Genomic DNA, 23,740 nt, shown 5'->3' with positions numbered 1-23,740 from the left:
TCTCTCAGGTGGCCCAGATACGCGGCGGGCAGGCCGGCAGGCCGAGGACGGCCGGGCGCAGCACATGCCACAGGCGTTGCAGGGTGCGTTGCAGGTGTTGGTTGTCATGGTCGAGCACGCGGATCACCAGCAACGACCCAAGCAGGGTCGCGCCGGCCGGGTTGGCCATCTCGTCGAGCAGCGGCCGCACCAGATCCAGCACGGCCTGGTCGGCGGGTGCGGCGCAGAAGGTGGCCAGCAACGGATGCCCGCCAAGCTTGTCCAGGCGCCCGCCTTCGACGCGCAGGCGCTCGTGCAGGCCCACTTCGCCAGGCAGTTCGATGTGCAGGCGGCTGTCGAGGGCACCCTGCTCGAAACGCTCGTTCATCACCGGGCGCCCCAGGCACAGGGTTTCCCAGGCCAGCAGGCGCGCCCCCGGTTCGAGGGTGAAACGGCTGTCGAGGCTGGCGCGGGCGCCGGAGAAGAAGATGCTGTCCTGCGGCAGCCACTCCAGGGTGCTGCCGGCGGCCAGGTGAAAGCGCTGGGCCAGCCGCGCGGTCGGGCCGATGCTGCGGTAGAACTTGCTGGCGCCTGGCATGGTCAGCAGCGCGTGGCTGCCCGGCTCCAGCTGGATATCCAGCTCCAGGCGGTCGCCGGCGACGATCCCACCGGGTGGGTGCAGCACGTAGACATGGCACGGTGCACCTTCCGGATAGAACGGGCGCTGCACCAAAAGAGGTCCGAAATGCCGCCACGCACCAAGGCGGGTCACCTCGTCACGCCTGACGAAACGCAACTGCAGGTGAGCGCTCCAGCCGGCATCGTCGTGTTTTTGTTCGATCTGCTCCGCGAGCGACATCCTGCGGCCCCTGAAATCCGTGGCCTGCTGGCCGTTTAGAAGGGCAGGCACGCACGGCTACGGCGCGCGCGGCCTGACCACTCGATCAAATTCGCAGGCTGGATATAGCAGGTTGCGGGCCAACTCCGCAGGTGAACGAAGATGAAACTTTTGCCCAAGCCGCTCTGGCATCGGGCATACAGGGGGATGGCGCACAAAGTGGGGGCGCACTCAGGCCCTGTTTAGGTGCTGGACTGAGAGAATGCTGGGGCCGCTACGCGGCCCATCGCCGGCAAGCCAGCTCCCACAGGGATCGCGCATGGCTTGAGGTCAGCGCGGTCGGCGTGGGAGCTGGCTTGCCGGCGATGGGCTGCACAGCAGCCCCAAGTGTGACGAAACTCAGTAATCGAAGCGGTCCACCGCACGCCGGCGTTCGTTGTCATCACGCCGGTCATAGATGGCCGTGGTCTGGATGTTGGCGTGATGCGCCAGCTTCTGCGCAATCGACAGGTCGTGCTCTTCGATCACCCGGGTGATGAATGCCCTGCGGAAATCGTGCGGCATGATCTTTACGCCCACCTGCGCACCACGCTGGCGGGCGATGTAGTAAATGGCATGCTTGGTGATGCGCGCCCGGGTGATATGGCTGCCACGGCGGATGCGGTTGAACAGGAACGGGTCGTCTTCGGCCCCTGCCGGCAAGTCCTGGCGGCGCAGGTCCAGCCACGCCTGCAACTTCTCGAACGCCCATGGCGGGGCGTACTTGATCAGCTGGCGGTTGCCCTTGCCCAGCACCTGCAGGCTGCGCGCCTCGAAGTCGACCTGGTCCAGGTCGATGTCCACCGACTCCGACTTGCGCATGCCGGTGCCGTACAGCAAGGCGATGATCGCCGCGTCGCGCACACCCTGCGGCCGTGGGTCGGCCGCGCACACATCCATCAGCTCGCGAATCAGGCTGCGGCGCAGGTTGCGCCCCGGTGGCAGGCGGCTGCCGGTGGCCGGTTTGACCTCGCGGATGCGCAACAACTGCTCGTGATCGATCAGGCCCTGGCGCCAGGCTTCGTTCATCACACCGCGGATGGCGTTGACGTACAGCGACGAGCTGTTGGGTGCGTAACCGTCGGCACGCAGCGCCGCCACCAGGGCGATCACATGGCCGGGCTCGAGCCGATGCCAGGGCACATCGACGATATTGCAGTCGACAAAACCCAGCCGGTCGGCAGCGTCCTGAAGGATGTAGCGCATGGTTTGCTGGCTGGATGGGGCCAGGCGGGCCATGTACTGCAGCAGTGGATTTTTCGAGAGGTCGGACAAAACGTGAATCCTGTAGCGAAGCGTTGGCCAGCGGCGAACCGGCCAGACCCTGAAGCAAGTCAATACGACATACAAGCAGGTCCAAATAACAGCAGAAAACGCATGTCATTCGGACCCGGAGAGGTGCCATCACCTTGATATACAAGGGGTTCGGAGCTGGCACGGATCGTGATCTTACCCCAATTGAGCCTACTGAACGAACGAAGGTCCGCCCATGCTTGTGCAGCCGATCGCTTCACGCCCACGCCAGGCCGTCTGGGGCCTGGGTTTCCGCCCATTCTTCCTGGGTGGCAGTTTGTTTGCGCTGCTCGCCTTGCTGTTGTGGGCCGGCGTACTGGCCGGGGCGCTGGAGCCCACGCCCCCCGGCGGCATGCTTGCCTGGCACCGCCACGAGATGCTCTATGGCTTTGCTGCCGCCATCATCGCCGGTTTCCTGCTGACTGCCGTGCAGAACTGGAGCGGCACCCCAGGCTTGAGCGGGCGTGCGCTGCAGGGTTTGTTCCTGCTTTGGCTGCTGGCCCGGGCGAGCTGGTTCCTGCCATTACCGGGCAGCTTGCTGGTAGTGATCGAGGGCAGCTTCCTGCCACTGGTGGCACTGGCCCTGGCACGGCCGATCGTGCAACGGCGCTTGCGTAACAACTACCCGATCGTCGGCCTGGTGCTGTTGATCGCCGCCTGCCAGTGGCTGACGCTGGTCGGCTGGCTGCGCCAGGACGAACTGTGGCAGCGCCGCGGGGTGTTTGCCGGGTTGTGGCTGGTAGCCGCGATGATGACCGTGCTTGGCGGGCGGGTGATCCCGTTCTTCACCCGGCGCGGCCTGGGCAACATGGCCCCGGCCCCTGCCCGCCCCTGGCTGGACCGGGCCTGCCTGCTGCTGAGCGTGGCGGTACCGCTGGCCTTTGCCTCGGGCTTGGCCGATACGCCACGTATCGCCCTGGCCCTGCTGTTCAGCGCCTTGTTCGCCCTGCATACGGCCCGCCTGGCCTTGTGGCATGACCGTGGCTTGTGGCGGGTGCCCCTGCTGTGGTCGCTGCACCTGGCCTATGCCTGGATTGCCATTGCCTGCCTGGGCATGGCGCTGTGGCATGCCGGGGTGGCGGTGAGCCCGAGCCTGGTGACCCACGCCCTGACCGTGGGCGCCATGAGCGGCTTGATCCTGGCGATGATGGCACGGGTCAGCCTGGGCCACACCGGCAGGCCGCTGCAGGTGCCGACCAGCATTGCCTGGGCCTTTGCCTTGATACAACTGGCGACGCTGGCGCGGGTGGTGCTGCCGCTGTTCACGCCGCTGGGGGTGAGCCTTTCAGTAGTGTGCTGGAGCCTGGCGCTGCTGCTGTTCCTGCAACATTACCTGCCCATCTTGCTGCGGCCACGGGCTGACGGTATGCCTGGCTAGCCTTGATGCCCAGATTGGGGCCGCTTTGCGGCCCATCGCCGGCAAGCCAGCTCCCACCTCGACTGCATCGACCTCAAGCATTGTGCAGTACCTGTGGGAGCCGGCTTGCCGGCGATGGGCTCCCACACCGACCGCGCCGACTTCAAGGCCTGCGCTGTACCTGTGGGAGCTGGCTTGCCGGCGATGGGCTGCGAAGCAGCCCCAAGGTTTCAGCGCAGACGCACAAATTGCCGGGACCGCGTTAACCTCCCGGCGCTGGCCACCACCCCGGGAACATCTGCTGCACCCGGGGTTCGGCGAAGCGCTCGTCGATCAAGACCAGAACGCCACGGTCCTGGTCGCCCCGGATGACCCGGCCTGCCGCCTGAATGACCTTGCGCACGCCCGGGTAGAGATAGGCGTAATCGAACCCCGCACCAAACTGCCGCCCCAGGCGCTGCTTGAACTGCTCGTTGACCGGGTTGACCTGGGGTAGCCCAAGGGTGGCGACAAACGCGCCGATCAGCCGTGTGCCCGGCAAGTCCACCCCCTCCCCGAATGCACCACCCAGCACCGCAAAGCCCACCCCACGGCCATCCGCCACAAAACGGTCGAGAAAGCCCTGGCGGGCCGCTTCGTCCATGCCCGGCTCCTGGGCCCACATGGGTATCTGTGCATGCCGCTCGGCCAGCAGCCCGGCCACCTGTTGCAGGTACTCGAAACTGCTGAAGAACGCCAGGTAGTTGCCCGGCATGCGCTCATACTGCCGGGCAATCAGCTCGACGATTGGCGCCAGCGAAGCCTGGCGTTGCTGGTAACGGGTGGATACCTGGCTGGCGATGTGCACTTCCAGCTGTTCGGCGCGAAACGGCGCGGCCACTTCCAGCCAGGCGGTATCGGCCGGCATGCCCAGCAGGTCGCTGTAGAAATGCCGTGGGCTCAGGGTGGCGGAAAACAGCGTCACGCTGCGCGCCGCCTGCATGCGTGGGCCCAACAGGCGCGCCGGGGTGACATTGCGCAGGCACAGGGTGGCCAGCCGCCGCTTGCGCGGACCCTGGCGCTGGCTGATGTCGAACAGGAAGTGCTCGTCGAACAGCTCGGCAACCCGGCTGAACTGCAACGCCTGGTAGAAGAACTGCAGCACCTGCGGGTCCATTTGCGCAGGCGCCTGGTTCATTTGTTCCTGGATCAGCCCGATGCATTGCTGCAGGGCACGCAGCAAGGCCTCTGGCAGCGACTCGCTGGCCTGGTACGGGGCACGCTGCTCCTTGTAGAGGGCGTTCCACTGCCGGTTCAACCGGTCCAGCGCACTGACCAGCCCGGGCGGTTTGCTCTGGCGCAGGGCCTGCAACTGGCCTTGGTCGAGGCTGGCGCTGTACATGCCGCGGCCGCGCTCGACCAGGTTGTGCGCCTCGTCCACCAGTACCGCGACCCGCCACTGGTTGGCTTGGGTCAGGCCGAACAACAAGGCATGGGCATCGAAGTAGTAGTTGTAGTCAGCCACCAGCACGTCTACCCAGCGCGCCATTTCCTGGCCCAGGTAATACGGGCATACCTGGTGCGCCAGGGCCACTTCGCGCAGCTGGGCGCGGTCGAGCAAGGGCAACGCTGCCGCTGCCTGCCGCGCGGCCGGCAGGCGGTCGTAGAAGCCTGCGGCCAAGGGGCAGGACTCGCCATGACAGGCCTTGTCGGGGTGCTCGCAGGCTTTGTCGCGGGCGATCAGCTCCAGCGTGCGCAAGGCCGGCTGCGGCGTGGCATCGGTGATCTGGCGCATGGCATCCAGGGCCAGGGCCCGGCCCGGGGTCTTGGCGGTGAGAAAGAACAGCTTGTCCAGCTGCTGCGGCACCATGGCCTTGAGCAGGGGGAACAAGGTACCGACGGTCTTGCCAATTCCGGTGCTGGCCTGGGCCATCAGGCAACGGCCGGTACTCACGGCCTTGTACAGGGTTTCCGCCAGTTGTCGCTGGCCCTGGCGGAACGCCGGATAGGGGAAGCCCAGTGCTTGCAGGCCCAGGTTACGCTCGGCCAGGCGCTGCTCCTGCCCTTGTGCCCACGCCAAAAAGCGCTGGCACTGGGTTTCGAAGAAGGCCTGCAGTTCGGCTGCCGTGCAGTGTTCACTGATCAGAGTCTGGCCATCGCTGTCCACGTCCAGGTAAACCAGCGCTACCTCGATGGCCGGCAGTTGCCGTGCCTGGCACATCAACCAGCCGTAGACCTTGGCCTGCGCCCAGTGCAACTGGCGATGGTTGGCCGGTTGGCGCGACAGGTCGCCACGGTGGGTCTTGATCTCTTCCAGGCGGTTGCAGGCGGGGTCGTAACCGTCGGCGCGGCCACGCACTTTCAGGGTTTCGAACTGGCCTTCAAGGGCAATTTCCGACTCATAGCCCGCAGCACGTCGCGCCACCACCCGCCGATGCCCCTCGATCCCCTCCTGGGCGGTGGGTGATGGCGTGAAGCGCAGGTCCAGGTCGCCGACCTTGGCGCTGAATTCACACAAGGCGCGTACCGCCACGCTGTAGCTCACGGTGTTTCGCTCCAGCGCACGTGGCACACCGCGACAGGCAGGCCGTGGGCCCGGCAGAACTCCAGCCAGCGCAGCTGGTTGTCCTGCAGGCGGTCGCCAGGGCCCTTGACCTCGACCATGCGATAGCGACCTTGCTCGGGCCAGAACTGGATCAGGTCGGGCATGCCGGCGCGGTTGTTGCGGATGTCCTGCAGCAGGCGCAGGAAGCACTGTTTCAAATGGGCCGCCGGCAGGCAGGCCAAGGCTTGCTCAAGCAACGCTTCACTGAGCACGGACCAGAACACGAACGGCGACTGCAGCCCTTGCTTGGCGGCGTAGCAGTCGAGAATCGCCCGGTGATGGCTGCCATCGTCCAGCCGCCCCAGGCAACGTTCGAACAGAGCACTGCGGCGTTGCTGGAAGTCGCCGTCGTGCAGGTCCTGCGGGGCGGCCTGGAACGGGTTGAAGAACGCGCCAGGCACCGGGGCGAAGATCGCCTCCCAGCACAGCAGGCCGAACAGGCTGTTGAACAGCGTGTTCTCCACGTAATGCACCGGCCCACCGGCTTCGGCCAGGTGCTGGCGTACCGCCTCCTCCACACCCAGCGCTGCCAGTTCCCGGGGCAGTTCCAGCTCGATCAGCTCCAGGGGCGCGACACGCTGGCGCCGCTGTGGCGGGCCACCGAGCTTGCGTGCCAGGCGTGGCAACATGCGTTCCAGCGCCTGCACTTCCAGGGCATTGGCCGGCGCCGCCGCCAGCTGCAGCGCCAGTGCATGGGCCTGGGGCCACTGCTCGCTGCGCTCCAGCACCCGTACCTGGCGGATGCGCGCCTGGGCATGGCTGCACTGCGTGTACACAGCCATGGCCTGCGCCCAGTCGCCCAGGCGCTCGCATTGCTGGCCCAGGGCGAATTGCAGGCGAGCATGGCGCCGGGCCAACCATGGGTTGTCGCTGTGCAGGCCCTGCATGGCTGCCAGGATCGACAGCGGGTCGTCGCCCTGCTCCAGGCGCTCGGCGCACTGGTGCAAGGCCATGGCCAGGTCGACTTCGGCGCGTTGCTGCAGGGCACGCGAATCGGTGCTGAACGGCACCTGTTCGTAGCGCAACAAGCCGAGGTCGGCGAGGACGAAGTCCGACCAGTCCTGGTACAGGTTGCCGAAGAACAGCAGGCGCATGCGGTCGCACAAGGGTTGCAGGCACCACTGGAGGATGCGCACGCCGCTGTCCGGAAACCACTCGGCCAATGAACGGGCTTGCAGGCCCAGGGGTTGCAGTTGTGCAAGCAGGTCATGCTTGGCAGCGCGAGGTCGGCTCAGCTGCGGGGCAAAACAACGGGCAAGTTCGTCCTTGCGCAGCAGGGCGAACAGCTGCTGCAGTTCCAGTTGCGCGGGCTCCCGTACCCAGCCTAGGGCCAGCAACGGCTGCAGGGCCTGCCCGGTATCGCCGATTTCGGCATAGTCGAGGCGATCGCTGCGAAACAGCTCGCCCTTGCGCATGACCATGCGCACCATCAGGGCCTGTGCCGGGGCGTCCAGTTGGCTGAAGGTGCGGATGAAAGCGAGTTCCTGATCGTCGAGCAGGTCTTCGTAGCGCTGTTCGACCCACAGCAGCACCTGGCGGAAGTTGTGCAGGTAGTAGAACGGGTCGTCGACGGAATGGGCGATCACGGGCTGGGGGTCAGGCGGCTGGAATGGATACTGGTTATACATACAGACCAGTATGCCTGGCAAGTGCCGTGGGTCGCTCAACGATCGGCTGTCGGCTTGGGGGCTGCTTTGCAGCCCAATCGCGACGCAAGGCCGCTCCCACAAGGTATTGCAGTGCTGCTGAAACCAGCGCGATACCTGTGGGAGCGGCCTTGCGTCGCGATTGGGGCGCAAAGCGCCCCCCCGGAATTCACCCCTGTTCCGTCGCCCCGACCATCTCCGCCACCTTGACCTTGGCACTGCCAATCGGCGCCTGCAGCAGCAGGAAGTAAGCAACCGCCGAACACAGCGCCACCACCGCACTTATCATGAACGCCGTGGTGAACGAGCCCGAGTACTGGATGCTGAAGCCGGTGACGATCGGCGCCACCGAGCCGGCAATGTAGCCGCCGAAGTTCTGGATCGAGCCAAACGAGGCCACGCGCTGGCTGTCGACGATGGTGTTGACGATCATCCAGGCAGTGGCACTGGCCATGTTGATGCTGAACAGCGCCAGGCACAGCAGGACGATGCAACCGGTCAGGCCGGTGACGAACGACAGCGGCAGGGTAAACAGCGCCGCCAGCACCAGCCCGGTGATGACGCTGAACTTGCGGCTGGCCAGCACGCTCATGCCGCGCTTCACCAGCACGTCGCAGAAGCGCCCGGCAACGATCGTGCCCGCTGCGCCAAAGCCATAGGCCAGCGACACTACCCAGGCGGTCTTGTACAGGTCCAGGCCGTGCTCACGCTCGAAGTAGCCAGGCAGCCAGGTCAGGTGCAGCCAGAGCATGTAGATCACGCCCATGAAGCCCAGCACCGCACCCCAGGTACTGCGGTGCTTGAACAGGTCGAGCCAGCCGGCGAAGTACGAGGCCTTCGGCGCTTGTGCAGTAGCTGCAGGCGCCTGCTGCCCACTCGGCAACGGCTTGCCCTCGGCAGCAAGCTCCGCCAGGTAGCGGGCCTTGCTTTTGTAGAAGGTCAGCCAGCACAGCGCCAGCACCACGCCGATCACGCCGGTGATGATGAACATGCCGCGCCAGCCGAAGTTGACCATGAACAGCGTCAGCAAGGGTGGCGCCAGGCACGGCCCCAGACAGGTAGAGGACCAGACCACGCCGGTCGGAGTACCGCGTTCATTGGCATCGAACCACTCCGACAGGGCCTTGGCGGCCGACGGGAACATCGGCGCCTCGCCAATCCCCAGCAGCACCCGCAGGCCCATGAAGCCGGCAAAGCTGTTGACCATGCCGAACGCTGCCTGGGCCACCGACCAGCCCAGCAGCGAGGCGCCGAGGGCGATCTTGCTGCCCAGGCGGTCGATGATCATGCCCATCGGCAGCTGGGCAAAGGCATAGGCAATGGAGAACGCCGACAACAGGATGCCCATCTGCGACGGGCTGATCATCATGTCTTTCTGGATCGAGGTGTTGGCGATCGACAGCGCACTACGGTCCAGGTAGTTGACGATGCCGATCAACAGCAGGAACACGACGGTGACGCGTTGGTACTTCTTCATAGGGTTCATGTGATGACCTTTATTATTATTGTTGCCGCGCTGTCAGCGCCTTGGCGGTCCTTCGTTCAAGCTGCGCCCTCCCTGACGCAGCGCGCCGCTCAAGGCTGGCGTGCGGTTGTTGCAACGTCCAGCAGCCCGCGCCGGCCGAGGCTGTCGATCAGCGCACGCAGGCCAAAGTGCCACTGCGGTGCCAGGTTGCTGGTGGTCACGCGGTTGCACAGGGTACCCAGTTGCGGGTTGCTGATGCTCACCACATCGCCCGGTTTGTGGGTGAAGCCGTTGCCCAGTTGGTCGCGGTCCTGCTGGGGGGCGAACAAGGTACCGAGGAACAGCACCAGGCCGTCGGGGTACTGATGGTTCTCGTTGAGGGTTTGCTGCACAAGGTCCTGCGGGTCGCGGCTGATCTGGCGCATGGAGCTGCGCCCGGCGAGGATGAAACCGTCTTCGCCCACCACCTGCAAGTCCACCTCGGCGGCGCGTACGTCATCCAGGCCGAAGCTTTCGTCGAACAGGCGCAGCAGCGGGCCGAGCGCAGTGGAGGCATTGTTGTCCTTGGCTTTTGACAGCAGCAAGGCGCTACGGCCTTCGAAATCGCGCAGGTTGACGTCGTTGCCGAGCATCGCACCTTTGATGCGACCATCACTCGACACCGCCAGCACCACTTCAGGCTCGGGGTTGTTCCAGCTCGACTCGGGGTGGATGCCAATGTCGGCGCCGTGGCCGACCGCCGACAGCGGCTGGGCCTTGGTGAATACCTCGGCATCCGGGCCAATACCCACTTCCAGGTACTGCGACCACAGGCCCTGCTCCACCAGCACCTTGCGCAGCGCTTCGGCCTGGGCCGAGCCCGGCACGATCTGCGACAGGTCGGCGCCGATGCGGCTGGCCAAGGTGTCACGGATCGCATCGGCCTTGGCCGGGTCGCCCTTGGCCTGCTCTTCCACCACGCGCTCCAGCAGGCTGGTGGCGAAGGTCACTCCAGCAGCCTTCACCGCCTGCAGGTCGATGGGTGCCAGCAGCCATGGCTGGTGCGGGTCACGCCGGGCCGGGTCGCTGTTGCCCAGCAAGGCTGGCAGCCCGATCAGCGGCTCGGCCAGCGGCAGGCTGCGCAGGTAGGCCACCGGGTCGGCCACTTCCAGCAGGGCCGAGACGGTGGCTACATGGGCGCTGATATCGTGCACGGCGCCGGCCTTCACCAGCACCACCGCAGGGCCCTGCTCCGGCAGCCAGACCCGCCCTACCCAACTGCCGCTGTCGAACGCGCTGGCATCGTGATTCAGAGGCAGCGGTCGCTTGCCGTTCGCTCGATCAGTCATCTGTGTACCCTTACTGTCATTCATTGGGAAAGTGCCGGCAGTTGCAGCTGCCCGGCCAGGCGGTCAAGGTCGGCCACCAGCTGTGACGAAAGGCTTGCGCCCTGCTCCAGTGCCTGGCGGCGCAAGGCAAGGCCAGCCTGCCCAGGCAGGCGCACCGGGCGCTCGGGATCGAGTGGCCGGCTGGCCAGGACCAGCCGGCCGAGGAAGCTGGTTTCGTCGGTGAACGCTTGCAGGCCGCCGAAGAAACGCGGGTCGATGACCACGGCGGTGGCCGATGCACCCCACTGGTCTGGTGCATCCTTGCGGCCATGACCGGCCAGCCCCGAGGTCAGGGCTTCGACCAGCAGCGCCAGGGCGAAACCTTTGTGGCCAAAAGCCTGGCCACCCAAGGGCAGGATGCTGCCTTGCGGGCTGGCGAAGAAGTCGCGCGGGTCGTCGCTCAGTTGCCCGTCATTGCTCACCAGCACCGGGTGCGGCAGGCGGCTGCCGGCATCGCGGCACTGGCCGACCAGACCGAGGGTGACGGTGGACATGCTGACGTCCAGCAGAATCGGCTCGCCCTGGGTCGGGATGCCCGCGGCAATCGGGTTGGGGGTGTACACCGGGTCGGCGCCACCATGGGCGCAGACCAGCCCTACCGATGGGTCCGAGGAATACAGCATGGCCACCAGGCCCTGGTCGGTGTAGGGCTTGAGGTAGGCTGCCAGGCAGCCGATATGCGCGGCACGGCGCACCACGGCGATACCGATGCCCTGCGAAGTGGCGCCCTTTGCCGCGCAGTCCAGGGCACGGCTGACGCAGTACGGCCCCAGCACGTAGTGGCCATCGAACAGGCTGGAAATGCCACTGTCCGACACCTGCTCCAGTGCCAGCGCGCGGGCCTTGACCTGGCCGCCGAGCATGCCGTCGATGTAGCGGCTGACCAGGTTCAGGCCATGGGTGCGATGGCCCAGCAATTCGCCTTCGAGCAGTACCCGGGTCACTACCTGGGCGACTTCGGCATCGGCGCCGGCCTTTTCGAACAGCCGCTCGACGAAGGTGGTCAGCGCTTGCACGTTGTAATGTGTGGCTTGAGTCATTGCGGTTGCCTCGGAAATGGAACAGGGCTGGCGATCAGGTCACGGCACCGATCTGCCAGGGCACGAATTCGTTCTGCCCGTAGCCGTGCAGTTCACTCTTGCTGCGCTCACCGGAAGCGATGCGCAGCATCTGTTCGAAGATGAACGCGCCGCGCTCCTCGATGCTGGTGGAGCCATCGGCGATGCCACCGCAATTGACGTCCATGTCTTCTTCCTGGTGCTCGAACACCCGGTTGTTGGTGGCCAGCTTGATCGACGGCGCCGGAGCGCAGCCGTAGGCCGAGCCACGGCCGGTGGTGAAGGCGATCAGGTTGGCCCCGCCAGCCACCTGGCCGGTGGCCGAAACCGGGTCGTAACCGGGGGTATCCATGAACACCAGGCCCTGGGCGCGTACCGCTTCCGCGTACTGGTACACATCGACCAGGTTGCTGGAGCCGGCCTTGGCCACCGCACCGAGGGACTTCTCGAGGATGGTGGTCAGGCCCCCGGCCTTGTTGCCGGCCGAGGGGTTGTTGTTCAGTTCGGCGTTCATGCGCTGGCAGTAGTCTTCCCACCAGCGGATGCGGGCCACCAGCTTTTCGCCGACCTCGCGGCTGACCGCACGGCGGGTCAGCAGGTGCTCGGCACCGTAGATTTCCGGGGTTTCGGAGAGGATCGCGGTGCCACCGGCGGCCACCAGGCGGTCGACGGCATTGCCCAACGCCGGGTTGGCGGTAATGCCGGAATAGCCATCGGAACCGCCACATTGCAGGCCGACCACCAGGTGCCGCGCACTGACCGGCTGGCGCTGCACCTGGTTGGCCTCGGCCAGCAGCGCCTTGACCTGCTCGATACCGGCGGCGATGGTTTTGCTGGTGCCGCCGATACCCTGGATGGTGAAGGCGCGCAGCTGGGCGCTGGCCTGCAGGCCCTGGGTTTCCAGCAGGCTTTCGATCTGGTTGGTTTCGCAGCCCAGGCCGATGATCAGCACGGCAGCGAAATTGGGGTGTACGGCGTACCCGGCCAGGGTGCGACGCAACAGGCCCAAGGCTTCACCGCTGGGGTCCACCGCACAGCCGGCGCCGTGGGTCAGCGCTACCACGCCGTCGATGTTCGGGTAATCGGCCAGTACTTCAGGGTGGATGTCGCGGCGAAAATGGTCGGCCACGGCCCGGGCCACGGTTGCCGAGCAGTTCACCGAGGTGAGGATGCCGATGTAGTTGCGGGTGGCGACCCGGCCATCGGCGCGCACGATGCCCTGGAACTGCGCCTCGCGGCCGGGCTGGCTGCGGGTGTCGACACCGAAGGCGTAGTCACGGGCGAAATCGCCCATCTGCACGTTGTGCACATGCACGTGTTCGCCGGCGTCGATGGCCTGCGAGGCAAAACCGATGATCTGCCCGTAACGGCGCAGGGGCTGGCCCTGCTCCACACGTTCGGTAGCAAGCTTGTGGCCCGAGGGGATCGGCTGGCGCACGGTAATCGCCTCGGCGTCCAGGCGCAGGCCTTGCGGCAGGGCCTGGCGGGCGATGAGCACGTTGTCCAGCGGGTTGAGGCGGATGACGGCAAGGTCACCGGACTTGGCAATCAGTTGCATGAGACCTCTCAGGGCGCTGCGGCTGGCTTCTTGTTATGGCTGCGACCACTGTAAGAAGCCTTGGGCAACATTCCCAATGAGATGATCCGATCGTGCGATAACCTTGGGTTATCAAAAACAGGTATCAGAGCGCGTTTATCAATCACATTTGAGGGCCATTGGGGCCGCTGCGCAGCCCTTCGCGGGCTTGCCCGCTCCCACACCGACTGCATTGGCATCAAGCCATGCGCTGCTGCGCAGCGGCCCCATGGGCTTTATCTCTGCTCCTGCTGACGGCGCCGCGCGCCCTCCAGCAAAATCTCGACAAAAGCCCGGGCCGAAGCGCTCAGCGGCTCGTCCTTGCGGGTAACCACGCCGTACTCCAGCGCCGCCAGGTGCAAGGGGCTGCGCAGTTCTTTCAGTTGGCCGCTGGCCAGCTGCGCGGCAACCATCGAGCGCGGCAACATGGCGATCATCGGCGCCGCCTGCAGCAATTGCAGGAACATCGGCATGGATATGGTTTCGACGCTGTCGGCAGGCGTGGCGATGCCGGCAACCCGGAAGGCCTGCTCCAGGCGGTTGCGGATCGGCGTGCCCACCGGGTACAGCACCCACGGCCAGTCGCCCAGCGCAGTCAGCGGCGTGCTTTCCAGCTGGTTGAGCGGGTGCTCGCTGTTGACCACCAGGCTGAACGGTTCCGGCTCCAGGGGCTGGAAGTCGAACAGCTGGCTGAAGCGTTCTTCAGTGAAGCGGCCAATCATGATGTCGAGCTTGTTCTGCTCCAGCATGGTCAACAAGTGATCGCTGGAATGCTCCACCACTTCGATCGACAGCAACGGGCTGCGCGCCTTGATCGCGGCGATGGCCTGCGGCAGCACCAGTGCGGTGGCGGCAAAGATCCCGCCGACGCGGATAAAACCGTGCCCGCCGTTGCGCAGGCGGTTTACCTGATCGACGAACTGTTGCGACTCGGCCAGCGCGCCTTGGGCATAACGCACCACATATTCGCCCAGCTCGGTGGGTGGCATGCTCCGCGGCAGGCGCTCGAACAGGGCGAAGCCGAACTGCTCCTCAAGGTCACGCAACATCTTGCTCAGTGCCGGCTGGCTCAGGTTCATGCGCGTGGCGGTGGCGTGCATGTTGCGGGTGCGCGCCAGGGTGTCGATCAGCACCAGGTGCTTGTAGCGGATCCAGTTGCAAAAGCTGGAATGGGTCATGTCCGGCGGCATTGACGCAGGGCCTCAGGCAAGTGAAAAGGCAGGGCTATTGCGCCCGCAGGTAGTGCAGCAAGGTGTCCAGGGCAACCGAGTTGGGCCGCGAGCGCAGGGTCAACACGCCCAGGTTGGCCATGGCCAGTGGCAGTTCCACCGGCAGGATGGCGACCATGCCATAGCGGGCATAATGCTTGGCCACGTCATCGGGCACCACCGCAATCATCTCGGAGGCTTCGAGCATGGCGGTGGTAGCCAGGATCGAGGCGGTTTCGACGATATCCAGCGACTGCACCATGCCGCCAGCCTGCAACGCGCTTTCGACGCGGCGGCGCATCGGGCTGCCGATGGGGTGCAGGATCCAGGTCAAGGCCACCAGGTCGGCCAGTTGCAGCCCGGCGGCATTGGCCAACGGGTGGCCGGCGCGAGCGATAACACGCATCTGCTCACCGCCTTCGAACAGCTCGATGTTCAGGTCCTGGCTGTCGCTCTGGTCCGGCAGGCGCCCCACCACCATGTCGAAGTCGCCCCGCAGCAAGGCCGGCAGCAAGGTGTCGCTGGTGCCGACCTCCAGGGAAATGCGCACCTTGGGGTGGTCGCGCTTGTAGGCCAGCACCGCCTTGGTCAGCACGCCCGGCACCGGCCCCATGACGCTGCCCACCCGCACCAGGCCCTGAGCCCCGCGCGCCAGCTCGGCAATCTGCGCCTGGGCGTGCTCGAACTCATGCAGCGCGTTCTGCGCATAGCGGATCATCACTTCGCCATACAGCGTCGCTTGCATGCCCCGTGGCAAACGCTCGAACAAGCGTACGCCAAGGCGCTCCTCGAGCTGTTGCAGCAACAGGCTCGCTGCCGGTTGCGTGGTGTGCATCGCCGCGGCAGCACGGCGCAGGTTAGCGAACTCGCCCAAGGCGTTGAGCAGCGTGATCTGCCGGCTGGAGATCTTCAATGCGCCGAGGCTGGCAGGCGCCTGGGCGCTATCGGGTGGCAAGCGAGACATATCGAATCCGGTATCGCTGGTTAAGATTTGGCGATTATGCCTGTATCGCTCGACAACCTACAGTCAGGCCTCCCAGTGCTTGAACAGAACAAGAGTCGACCATGAGCATACGTATTACCCACCTGAGCGTTCGCGACATTCGTTTCCCCACTTCGCTGTCGCTGGACGGCTCCGACGCCATGAACAGCGCCCCCGATTATTCGGCGGCCTACGTGGTGCTGCACACCGACGCCGAGGCCCTGGAAGGCCACGGCCTGACCTTCACCATCGGCCGTGGCAACGAGATTTGCGCGGCCGCAGTGCAGTCGCTGGCGCCGCTGATCGTCGGCCTCACCCTGGAGGAAATCACGGCCGACATGGGCGGTTTCTGGCACCGCTTCACCGTCAGCGACAGCCAGTTGCGCTGGCTGGGCCCGGAAAAGGGCGTGATCCACCTGGCCACCGCCGCGATCATCAATGCCGTGTGGGACCTGTGGGCCAAGCACGAAGGCAAGCCGGTGTGGAAGCTGCTGGCCGACATGACGCCCGAACAGCTGGTGCGCTGCCTGGACTTCAGCTACGTCACCGATGTGCTCACCCCCGAAGAAGCCATCGCCCTACTGCGCCGCCAGGCCCCGGGCAAGGCCCAGCGCGAAGCGCAGATGCTGCGCGAAGGCTACCCCGGCTACACCACCGCGCCGGGCTGGCTGGGCTACAGCGAAGAAAAGATGCGCAAGCTGGCCCGCGAGGCGGTGGAAGATGGCTGGACCCACATCAAGCAGAAGATCGGTGCGGACCTGGAGGAAGACATTCGCCGCGCCCGCATCCTGCGCGACGAAATTGGCTGGGAGCGCACCCTGATGATGGATGCCAACCAGGTATGGGGCGTCGAGGAATCCGTCGCCAACATGCGCCGCCTGGCCGCCTTCGAGCCACTGTGGATCGAAGAGCCGACCAGCCCGGACGACATCCTCGGGCACGCCACCATCCGCCAGCGCATTGCGCCGATTGGCGTGGCCACCGGTGAACATTGCCACAACCGGGTGATGTTCAAGCAGATGTTCCAGGCCGGCGCGCTGGACTTCTGCCAACTGGACGCGGCCCGCCTGGGTGGCCTGAACGAAGTGCTGATCGTGCTGCTGATGGCTGCCAAGTACGACGTACCGGTGTGCCCGCACGGCGGCGGTGTCGGCCTGTGCGAATATGTGCAGAACATTGCCCTGTTCGACTACATCGCGGTGTCGGCCTCGCTGCACAACCGGGTGCTGGAGTACGTCGACCACCTGCACGAGCATTTCATCGACCCGGTGGTGATCCGCCGCGGGCGCTACATGCCACCGCGACGCCCGGGCTACAGCATCGAAATGCATGCGGAGACCCTGGAGCGCTACCAGTACCCCAACGGCGCGGTGTGGCTCGACATCAACCGTTCCTGACCCACCTACCTGGGTGTGCCGCCTTTGCGCGGCACGCCACCAGCAATTTTCACGGGGAAAAAACAATGACAATCCTCACCGGTACTGCAGCGGCGCCCGCCCCTGCCGCCACCACCGAACAGCGCCTGAACGGCCTGCTGCTGCGCAAATTGATGCCACTGCTCATCGTTGTCTACGTGATGAGCTTCCTTGACCGGACCAACATTGCCCTGGCCAAGGCCAGCATGGGCATCGACCTCGGTCTGTCGGCAGCGGCCTATGGCCTGGGCGCCGGCCTGTTCTTCCTCACCTATGCCCTGGCCGAAGTACCCAGCAACCTGATCATGCATCGGGTGGGCGCACGCTTCTGGATCACCCGCATCATGATCACCTGGGGCCTGCTCTCGGCGGGCATGGCCTTCGTCCAGGGCGAAACCTCGTTCTACGTCATGCGCCTGTTGCTCGGGGTCGCCGAAGCGGGCCTGTTCCCCGGCGTGATGCTGTACCTGACCTACTGGTTCGACCGTGAACAGCGTGCCCGCGCCACGGGTTACTTCCTGCTGGGCGTGTGCCTGGCCAACATCCTCAGCGGCCCGCTGGGGGGTGCCCTGCTGGAAATGGACGGTGTGCTGGGCTGGCACGGCTGGCAATGGCTGTTCGTGCTCGAGGGCCTGCCGGCAGTGGCGCTGGCTTATGTGGTATGGAAGAAACTGCCCGATGGCCCGGCCTCGGCGCCCTGGCTGTCGGCCGCCGAAGCCGAGGACATCGAGCGCCGCCTGGCTGCGGAGCGGGCCGCCGCACCGCAGCAGAGCAAGTTGGGGCAGATGTTCCGCGACCGGCAGATCTGGCTGGCGATCGTGGTGTACTTCGTGCACCAGATCACCATCTACACGGTGATTTTCTTCCTGCCGGGCATCATCGGCACCTACGGCGCGCTGTCGCCCTTCCAGGTCGGCCTGCTGACCGCCTTACCGTGGATTGCTGCCGCCATCGGCGCCGCCACCTTCCCACGCCTGGCCACCTCGCCGAGTCGTTGCCGCACCCTGCTGTTCTGCGGCCTGCTGACCATGGCGGCCGGGCTGCTGCTGGCGTCGCTGGCCAACTCGTTCATCGGCCTGATCGGGTTTTCGCTGACTGCCCTGATGCTGTTCGTGGTGCAGTCGATCATCTTCGTCTTCCCCTCCAGCCGCCTGAGTGGCAGCGCCCTGGCGGCAGGGCTGGCCTTTGTCACCACCTGCGGCCTGTTTGGCGGTTTCGTCGGCCCATCGGTGATGGGCCTGATCGAGCAGGCCACCGGCAGTACCCGCAATGGCTTGTGGATCATCGCCGCGTTGCTGGTGGTGGCAGCGCTGGTCAGTACCCGCTTGCGGCAAGGGCAGGAGCAAGTGAATTGCTGACAGGAGGCGTTTGCCTGCCAGGGCCTAATCGCCGGCAAGCCGGCTCCCACAGGTACAGCGACAACCTTGAGTTCATCGCTGCCCCCGTGGGAGCTGGCTTGCCGGCGATGGGTTGCAACGCAACCCCGGCGGCTCAAGGTGTAGCGCCGGCAGGCCGGCCACAGCGCAGTTCCAGCACCTGGGCCAGGCGCTCTACCGCCTGTTGCAGCTCCCCCGGGTGATCACCCAGCCACGCCATCGCCAGACACTGTTGGTAGCGACCCTGCAGGCTGAACTGCTCGCCCGGCAGGGCATGCAGTGCTGAACCAGCCAGCGCTGCTGCAATACCCTCCCACGGCAGTGGCTGGCGAAAGCGCACCCACAGTGTCCGGCCACCCTCCGGCATTTCCAACACCACCCGCTGGCCGAACTGCAACTGCAACTCACGCGCCAGGCATTGCATGCGCTTTTGCAGGTCGGTGCGCAGCCGCACCAGTTGCGCCTCGATTTCGCCTTTGCCCAGCATGTGCGCCAGCGCTTGCAGGCGTAGCGGTGCAAGCCGAAATGCACGCTCAGCGAAAGCCCTGGTCAGGCCGGCATCATGGCCCAGCAGGTAGGCATAGGGCGCCTCGCTCCCCACTGCGGCATCGAACGCCCCCATCACCAACAGCCAACGCGGGTCGACCCAATCGCGCAGGCGCGTATTCGGCGGCCCGCTGTAACAGTGCTCGCTGTCCAGGTCGTTCTCCAGCAACCATACAGGGTGCTGGCCAAGCAGCTGGCCAAGCTGCTGCTGATAGTGCAGTGAAACCAGCCGCCCCTGCGGCATGCCAAGGCACGACGGCATGACCAGCATGCACACCGGCTCGTTGGCCAGCAGCCGGGCCAGGGCGCGCAGGTCCGGGTTACCGCGGGTATCCAGTGGTACCTCCAGCACTCGCATGTCGGCACGGGCCAACGCACGCAGCACCTGCCAGCAACAGGGCGAGTGCACCACCACGGTCCCGCCTTGCAGGGCCAGCGCCGCCAGCAAAGTCTCCAGCAACGCCTGCACATCTGGCGCCAGCTGGACGTCCTCGGCACGCCAGTACTGGTTGGAGGAACGGGTATAGCGTTCGGCGACGGCATTGCGCAGGCGGGCGCTGCCGGGCGCGTCCCACGGGGCGACACTGTGCGTGCGCTGACGTGCCAGGCGCCGCTCGTGGGTGAACAGGGTGCGCTCAAGCATCGGCTGTGCCGGCAAGGGTGCCTGCCGGGGCATGGCCGCAGCATCCCCCTTGGCAGCGCCCTGTACGTAATAGCCCGACCTGGGCAGGCACTGCACGCGGCCCTCTTCTTCCAGCAGGCTGTAGGCACTCTGCACGGTGGCCAATGACACCCGTAACCGCCGGGCCAACACGCGCAACGACGGCAATCGGCACGGGCCACTGCGTGGCGCCTGGTCGATCAGGGCTTCCAGGTAGCGATAGACCTTGCGATAGGCGAACTCGCCGGAGCCCGATTGCTCCATCAAGGCGGCCCCGCATGACCACGCCGCCGCCCCGCTGCCCGCCGTGGCAGCAACCTCAGCTGTACATCGCGACGGGCCAGGTGGCTCATGAGGCGCCAGGAGGCCAGCGGCAGGCCTCCGCCATAGATCAACCGGAGTTGCCCCAGCGGCAGGCCGCTGGTATTCACCAGCCAGTTTTTCACCGCTTCAGGGCAGGGTTTACCCTGCAAGGCTCGATGCAGGTACGGCAGCGCCACCAGCATGTCGGCATGCCAGCACTGCAGAAAACGCTCCAGGTTCTTCCCCTGCCGGGCAAACGGGCTGAACAGCAGGCACACCTGTTGGATCTGGTTGATGCCATATGCCTTGCCGAACTGCAGCTGATGCGTGTCGCGCCGCTTGTTGGCGCCCGGCTGGCCAGCCAGCCGCAATGCCGGGCGACTGGCCTGCGGCTCGAGACTGCGTGCATGCAGCTCCCGCAGCTGCACCGGGGCCAACGGCTCGACGAACGCGGCCAATGGCCAGGCGTCCTGCCCCCCCTCGAAGCGACAACCGAGCATGAGATCCAGTTGCTGCTCTTCGAGCAATGGCGGCAGCAGGTCGTCAATGGCAATCAACCGCACCGGCGTACTCTGCGGCACGCTCGCCGAGGTCGGCCCCGCCAAGGCACCCGATGGCAACCCGATACTGCCGTGCAGGCGGCTCAGCCCCTGTGCCAGCGTCGCCAGGCACTGGTGCACCACATGCGGGCCACGCTCCCCTGCCAGGCGCAAGCTGCGCCGTGCCCAGGCCAGGTACCGGCGGCGCTGGCGCGCAGGGATGGCGGTGATAAATACATCCGCAGGTGAATGGGCCTGCAGCGCAAAGCCCACGGCCGCTGCCAGTTCCAGGTGCAGGCGACACCCCAGCAGCGCTTCGGGCCTGGCGTCGACCAGGTGACCGAACATCAGCATGGCGTCCCTCGCCAACAGCCAGTTGTCGGGCGCGGCAGGGGCATGCCGGCTGAACGGCACCACTTCACGCCCCTTGATCATCTGCAGTTGCACCCGCGGGTCATCCTGCAAGAACAGCGCATTGAAGCTGCGCTCATGGCATTCGAGCGTGGCACTGTCAGCCACGGGCAGGCTCACCACCAGCACCCGCAGCTGGAAGGTTACCGGCGCACGCAGGGCGATACTCAGTTGTGCGGCACGCAGCATGGCCAGCAGCCGGGCGCTGCGGCGATCGTTGCCTTGCAGCACCAGCAAGCGGCAGGTACCGATGTAGTCGGGCCCGCCTGCAGCAACCAGCAGCCGTTGTATCAGCAATTGCAAGGAAGCACGCTGCGCTTGTGACATATGACTGAGCAAGCGCTCGAGTACTTGCTGGTAGATATAGTGCATTGCCTGGTCGTGAATAGCAGTCACGAGATCACCTCATCAACTTCATGCAGCCAGCGCACGTTGATCAGAGGACCTGAACATCAACATGCCCTGAACTTTTTCAGAAGAAATTTCCTACAACTAATTGGAAGTAATGACGTAACCATCACTGTCGCCATGACATCGAGAAAAACGCATCGTCGCGACGCCCCGCCGCTGCCATACACCGCCCTGGCCTGGGCATAGCCATGCTCATTCCACGCTCCTTGCGCAAACTATCATTGAGCCATTATCGAGGGATGCAAAGCGAATAGAAGATACAGATCAGGGTAAAAAAACCATTCAGCGGAAGTGAGAAAACACATTGACTGCCAGGCGGGAACAGTACAAGACAAAAAACTTGGCGGGATATTTCGGCAAGCCACGGAGCAAACAATTAAAAGATAGTCCGTGTCGTATTTACTTGTAGGAAATTTCTTTTTTTAACGTAAACCCAGTCTGTATTGGGCACAAAAAACCCGGGACTCTGCCCGGGTTTCCTGATAGATGCAGACTGCTGTCAGCGTTGCGCCATGTCCAGCACCACACGCCCGCCGCACGGGCATTGGTCCATGTAGCGATGCGCCTCGACCACCTGCTCGAACGGGTACACCTTGATGATCTGCGGTGTCAGCAACTGGTCGGCAGTGAACTGGTTGATATCACGCAGTGCGCGCTGCAGCGCCACCTGGTCCTGGCTGATACCCAGCTCCGGCTTGCCGGTGAAGTTGCCAATGCAGTGCACATAGAACTGGATGTTCTTCTGGAACGCCGCGCAAGCCGGGAACGGCGTCTGATTGCCGCCTTGCAGGCCATACAGCACCAGGCTGCCACGCGGTGCCAGGACATCGCCCAGCAGCGACATCTGCGGCCCGCCCATGCCATCGAGGACCATGTCCACGCCACGGCCATCGGTGTACTTGCCAACCTGCAGCAACAGGTCCTGCTCTTCGGTGACAATCACCTTGTCGGCGCCCAGGCCCAGCAGGTACTCACGCTGATCCGCCTCTTTTGTGGCGGCAAACACCTTCAGCCCCAGGGCCTTGCCCAGTTGCACGAAGGCAGGGCCCGCGCAGTGGCTGGCGTCGGTGACCAGCGCAGTCTGCCCGGCCTTGGCCCGGGCCAGGTCGACGTAGGCGAAATAGGCGATCAGCAGCGGCGTGTAGTGCACGCTGGCCTCGATCGGGGTGAGCACATCCGGATAACGGGTAATGGCCGAACGCGGCAGCACGATGACATCGCCATACACCGGGTGGTCGTTGGCACTGGTGGCCGGGAAGCTGGCAACCCGGTCACCCACCGCAATATCCTCGACCCCTTCGCCGACCGCGGTCACCACCCCGGCCATCTCGTGGCCGATCCCCGCCGGCAGGCGTGCCTGGGACGGTGCCAGGTTCTGGCGCCAGAGCACGTCATACCAGCTGACGCCAACCGCCTCGACGCGGATCTGTACCTCGTCGGCAGCAGGTGACGGTTCGGCCTGCTCCTCGCAACGGAGCACATCGGCAGCGCCGAACTTGTGGAAACGGATCATGCGGGACATCGCATACCTCGCCTTTGTGAACCTCTAATTACCACGGACTTTATCCGGGCTTTGCCGGTTAGACCATCAGTGGTCATTAATAGTCGACATGCTTGTCATCGATTGGGCACCTGACTTTCCCTGCGATTGGTCCCCCTAAACCCGTGCAGGGTACCAGCCTTTGGCCTTAAGATTCACCTCTGCCCCACTTTAGGCGAAGCGCACCGATGAATCGAAACGACCTGCGTCGCGTAGACCTCAACCTGCTGATCGTGTTCGAAACGCTGATGCACGAGCGCAGCGTGACCCGTGCCGCGGAAAAACTGTTCCTCGGCCAGCCCGCCATCAGCGCGGCCCTGTCGCGCCTGCGCAACCTGTTCGACGACCCGCTGTTCGTGCGCACCGGCCGCAGCATGGAGCCCTCGGCCCGGGCCCACGAAATCTTCGCCCTGCTGTCCCCGGCGCTGGACTCGATTTCCACCGCCGTCAGCCGCGCTGCCGAATTCGACCCGGCCACCAGCAATGCGGTGTTTCGCATCGGCCTGTCGGACGACGCCGAATTCGCCCTGCTGCCGCAGCTGCTCAAGCGCATCCGCGCCGAAGCGCCGGGTATCGTGCTGGTGGTACGCCGGGTCAATTACCTGCTGATGCCGACGCTGCTGGCCTCGGGCGAGATCTCGGTGGGGGTCAGCTACACCAGCGAACTGCCAGCCAACGCCAAGCGCAAGGTGCTGCGCCGCAGCATGCCGAAACTGCTGCGCGCCGACAGCGTGCCCGGCGCCATCACCCTGGACGACTTCTGCGCGCGGCCGCATGCGCTGGTGTCGTTTGCCGGGGACCTGTCGGGGTTCATCGACGAGGCGCTGGACGAGATTGGCCGCAAGCGCCACGTGGTGCTGGCGGTGCCGCAGTTCAACGGGCTGGGGAGCTTGCTCGCGGGCACCGATATTGTCGCTACGGTGCCGGACTACACGGCGGATGCGTTGACCGCGGCGGGTGGGTTGCGGGCTGAGGATCTGCCGCTGGATGTGCGCAGTTTCGAGCTGCACATGGCCTGGCGCGGGGCGCAGGACAATGACCCGGCAGAGCGGTGGTTGCGGTCGCGGATACAGATGTTCTTCGGCGACCCGGACAGTCTTTAGGGGCTTCGCGCCGATCGCGTCCCTGGAAGTGGTGTAACTCATC

At 65.3% G+C, this 23,740-nt stretch carries 17 protein-coding genes; 4 read left to right on the top strand and 13 right to left on the bottom strand.

What is annotated here, in order from left to right; translation table 11 throughout:
• Positions 1-4: 4 nt before the first annotated feature.
• The gene (locus tag B2790_RS14650) at positions 5-838 is read right to left on the bottom strand and encodes an urease accessory protein UreD (protein WP_286919075.1); all 834 of its coding nucleotides are present in this window, start codon (positions 836-838) and stop codon (positions 5-7) included.
• Positions 839-1,216: 378 nt separating this feature from the next.
• On the bottom strand, positions 1,217-2,131 hold the full coding sequence (locus B2790_RS14645) for a site-specific integrase (RefSeq protein ID WP_015270152.1): 915 nt from the start codon (positions 2,129-2,131) through the stop codon (positions 1,217-1,219).
• A 214-nt stretch (positions 2,132-2,345) separates the two neighbouring features.
• On the opposite strand from B2790_RS14645, the gene B2790_RS14640 reads away from it, so the two are divergent.
• Positions 2,346-3,527: an NnrS family protein gene (locus B2790_RS14640; RefSeq protein ID WP_286919074.1), complete on the top strand. Its 1,182-nt coding sequence runs from the start codon at positions 2,346-2,348 to the stop codon at positions 3,525-3,527.
• A gap of 241 nt (positions 3,528-3,768) precedes the next feature.
• On the opposite strand, the gene B2790_RS14635 is transcribed toward B2790_RS14640, so the two are convergent.
• The 8 genes from B2790_RS14635 to B2790_RS14600 all read right to left on the bottom strand — a co-directional run bounded on the left by B2790_RS14635 (position 3,769) and on the right by B2790_RS14600 (position 15,374).
• The gene (locus tag B2790_RS14635; protein WP_286919073.1) at positions 3,769-6,030 is read right to left on the bottom strand and encodes an ATP-dependent DNA helicase; all 2,262 of its coding nucleotides are present in this window, start codon (positions 6,028-6,030) and stop codon (positions 3,769-3,771) included.
• Complete coding sequence (locus B2790_RS14630) at positions 6,027-7,676, bottom strand: VRR-NUC domain-containing protein (RefSeq protein WP_085619331.1); 1,650 nt, start codon at positions 7,674-7,676, stop codon at positions 6,027-6,029. The genes B2790_RS14635 and B2790_RS14630 overlap by 4 nt, the downstream gene beginning before the upstream one ends.
• 229 nt (positions 7,677-7,905) lie before the next feature.
• A complete protein-coding gene (locus B2790_RS14625) occupies positions 7,906-9,213 on the bottom strand; it encodes an MFS transporter (protein WP_286919169.1) in 1,308 nt (435 codons plus the stop codon).
• 98 nt (positions 9,214-9,311) lie between these two features.
• Positions 9,312-10,529 carry a fumarylacetoacetate hydrolase family protein gene (locus tag B2790_RS14620; RefSeq protein ID WP_286919072.1) on the bottom strand — a complete coding sequence of 406 codons (1,218 nt, stop codon included), beginning with the start codon at positions 10,527-10,529 and terminating at the stop codon, positions 9,312-9,314.
• Positions 10,530-10,549: 20 nt separating this feature from the next.
• Positions 10,550-11,608, bottom strand: a complete 1,059-nt coding sequence (locus tag B2790_RS14615) for an Ldh family oxidoreductase (RefSeq protein WP_286919071.1) — start codon at positions 11,606-11,608, stop codon at positions 10,550-10,552.
• Positions 11,609-11,642: 34 nt separating this feature from the next.
• Entirely contained in the window at positions 11,643-13,184 is a 1,542-nt protein-coding gene (locus B2790_RS14610; protein ID WP_286919070.1) for a UxaA family hydrolase, read from the bottom strand.
• A 254-nt stretch (positions 13,185-13,438) separates the two neighbouring features.
• Entirely contained in the window at positions 13,439-14,392 is a 954-nt protein-coding gene (locus tag B2790_RS14605) for a LysR family transcriptional regulator (RefSeq protein ID WP_025339435.1), read from the bottom strand.
• Between the two features lie 34 nt (positions 14,393-14,426).
• Complete coding sequence (locus B2790_RS14600) at positions 14,427-15,374, bottom strand: LysR family transcriptional regulator (RefSeq protein WP_085705759.1); 948 nt, start codon at positions 15,372-15,374, stop codon at positions 14,427-14,429.
• Between the two features lie 101 nt (positions 15,375-15,475).
• On the opposite strand from B2790_RS14600, the gene B2790_RS14595 reads away from it, so the two are divergent.
• Both B2790_RS14595 and B2790_RS14590 read left to right on the top strand, forming a co-directional pair.
• Positions 15,476-16,789 (top strand): L-fuconate dehydratase, encoded by a 1,314-nt coding sequence (locus B2790_RS14595; RefSeq protein ID WP_286919069.1) that lies wholly within the window; start codon positions 15,476-15,478, stop codon positions 16,787-16,789.
• 65 nt (positions 16,790-16,854) lie between these two features.
• Complete coding sequence (locus tag B2790_RS14590; protein WP_286919068.1) at positions 16,855-18,165, top strand: MFS transporter; 1,311 nt, start codon at positions 16,855-16,857, stop codon at positions 18,163-18,165.
• A gap of 133 nt (positions 18,166-18,298) precedes the next feature.
• Here B2790_RS14590 and B2790_RS14585 read toward each other — a convergent pair whose 3' ends face one another.
• From B2790_RS14585 to B2790_RS14575, 3 genes are all read right to left on the bottom strand, one after another.
• Positions 18,299-19,654, bottom strand: a complete 1,356-nt coding sequence (locus B2790_RS14585) for an aminotransferase class I/II-fold pyridoxal phosphate-dependent enzyme (protein ID WP_286919067.1) — start codon at positions 19,652-19,654, stop codon at positions 18,299-18,301.
• Positions 19,654-21,039: a hypothetical protein gene (locus tag B2790_RS14580; protein ID WP_286919066.1), complete on the bottom strand. Its 1,386-nt coding sequence runs from the start codon at positions 21,037-21,039 to the stop codon at positions 19,654-19,656. Before B2790_RS14580 ends, B2790_RS14585 begins: the two co-directional genes overlap by 1 nt.
• 514 nt (positions 21,040-21,553) lie before the next feature.
• Positions 21,554-22,576: a zinc-dependent alcohol dehydrogenase family protein gene (locus B2790_RS14575; RefSeq protein ID WP_286919065.1), complete on the bottom strand. Its 1,023-nt coding sequence runs from the start codon at positions 22,574-22,576 to the stop codon at positions 21,554-21,556.
• Between the two features lie 206 nt (positions 22,577-22,782).
• On the opposite strand from B2790_RS14575, the gene B2790_RS14570 reads away from it, so the two are divergent.
• The gene (locus B2790_RS14570) at positions 22,783-23,697 is read left to right on the top strand and encodes a LysR family transcriptional regulator (RefSeq protein ID WP_038409468.1); all 915 of its coding nucleotides are present in this window, start codon (positions 22,783-22,785) and stop codon (positions 23,695-23,697) included.
• The last annotated feature ends 43 nt before the right edge of the window (positions 23,698-23,740 follow it).

The sequence above is a fragment of the Pseudomonas sp. UBA6753 genome, assembly GCF_002453565.1.
Lineage (GTDB): Bacteria > Pseudomonadota > Gammaproteobacteria > Pseudomonadales > Pseudomonadaceae > Aquipseudomonas > Aquipseudomonas putida_Z.
The sequence above is the reverse complement of the archived record's forward strand: the minus strand, read 5'-3'. Positions and strand labels throughout refer to the sequence as shown.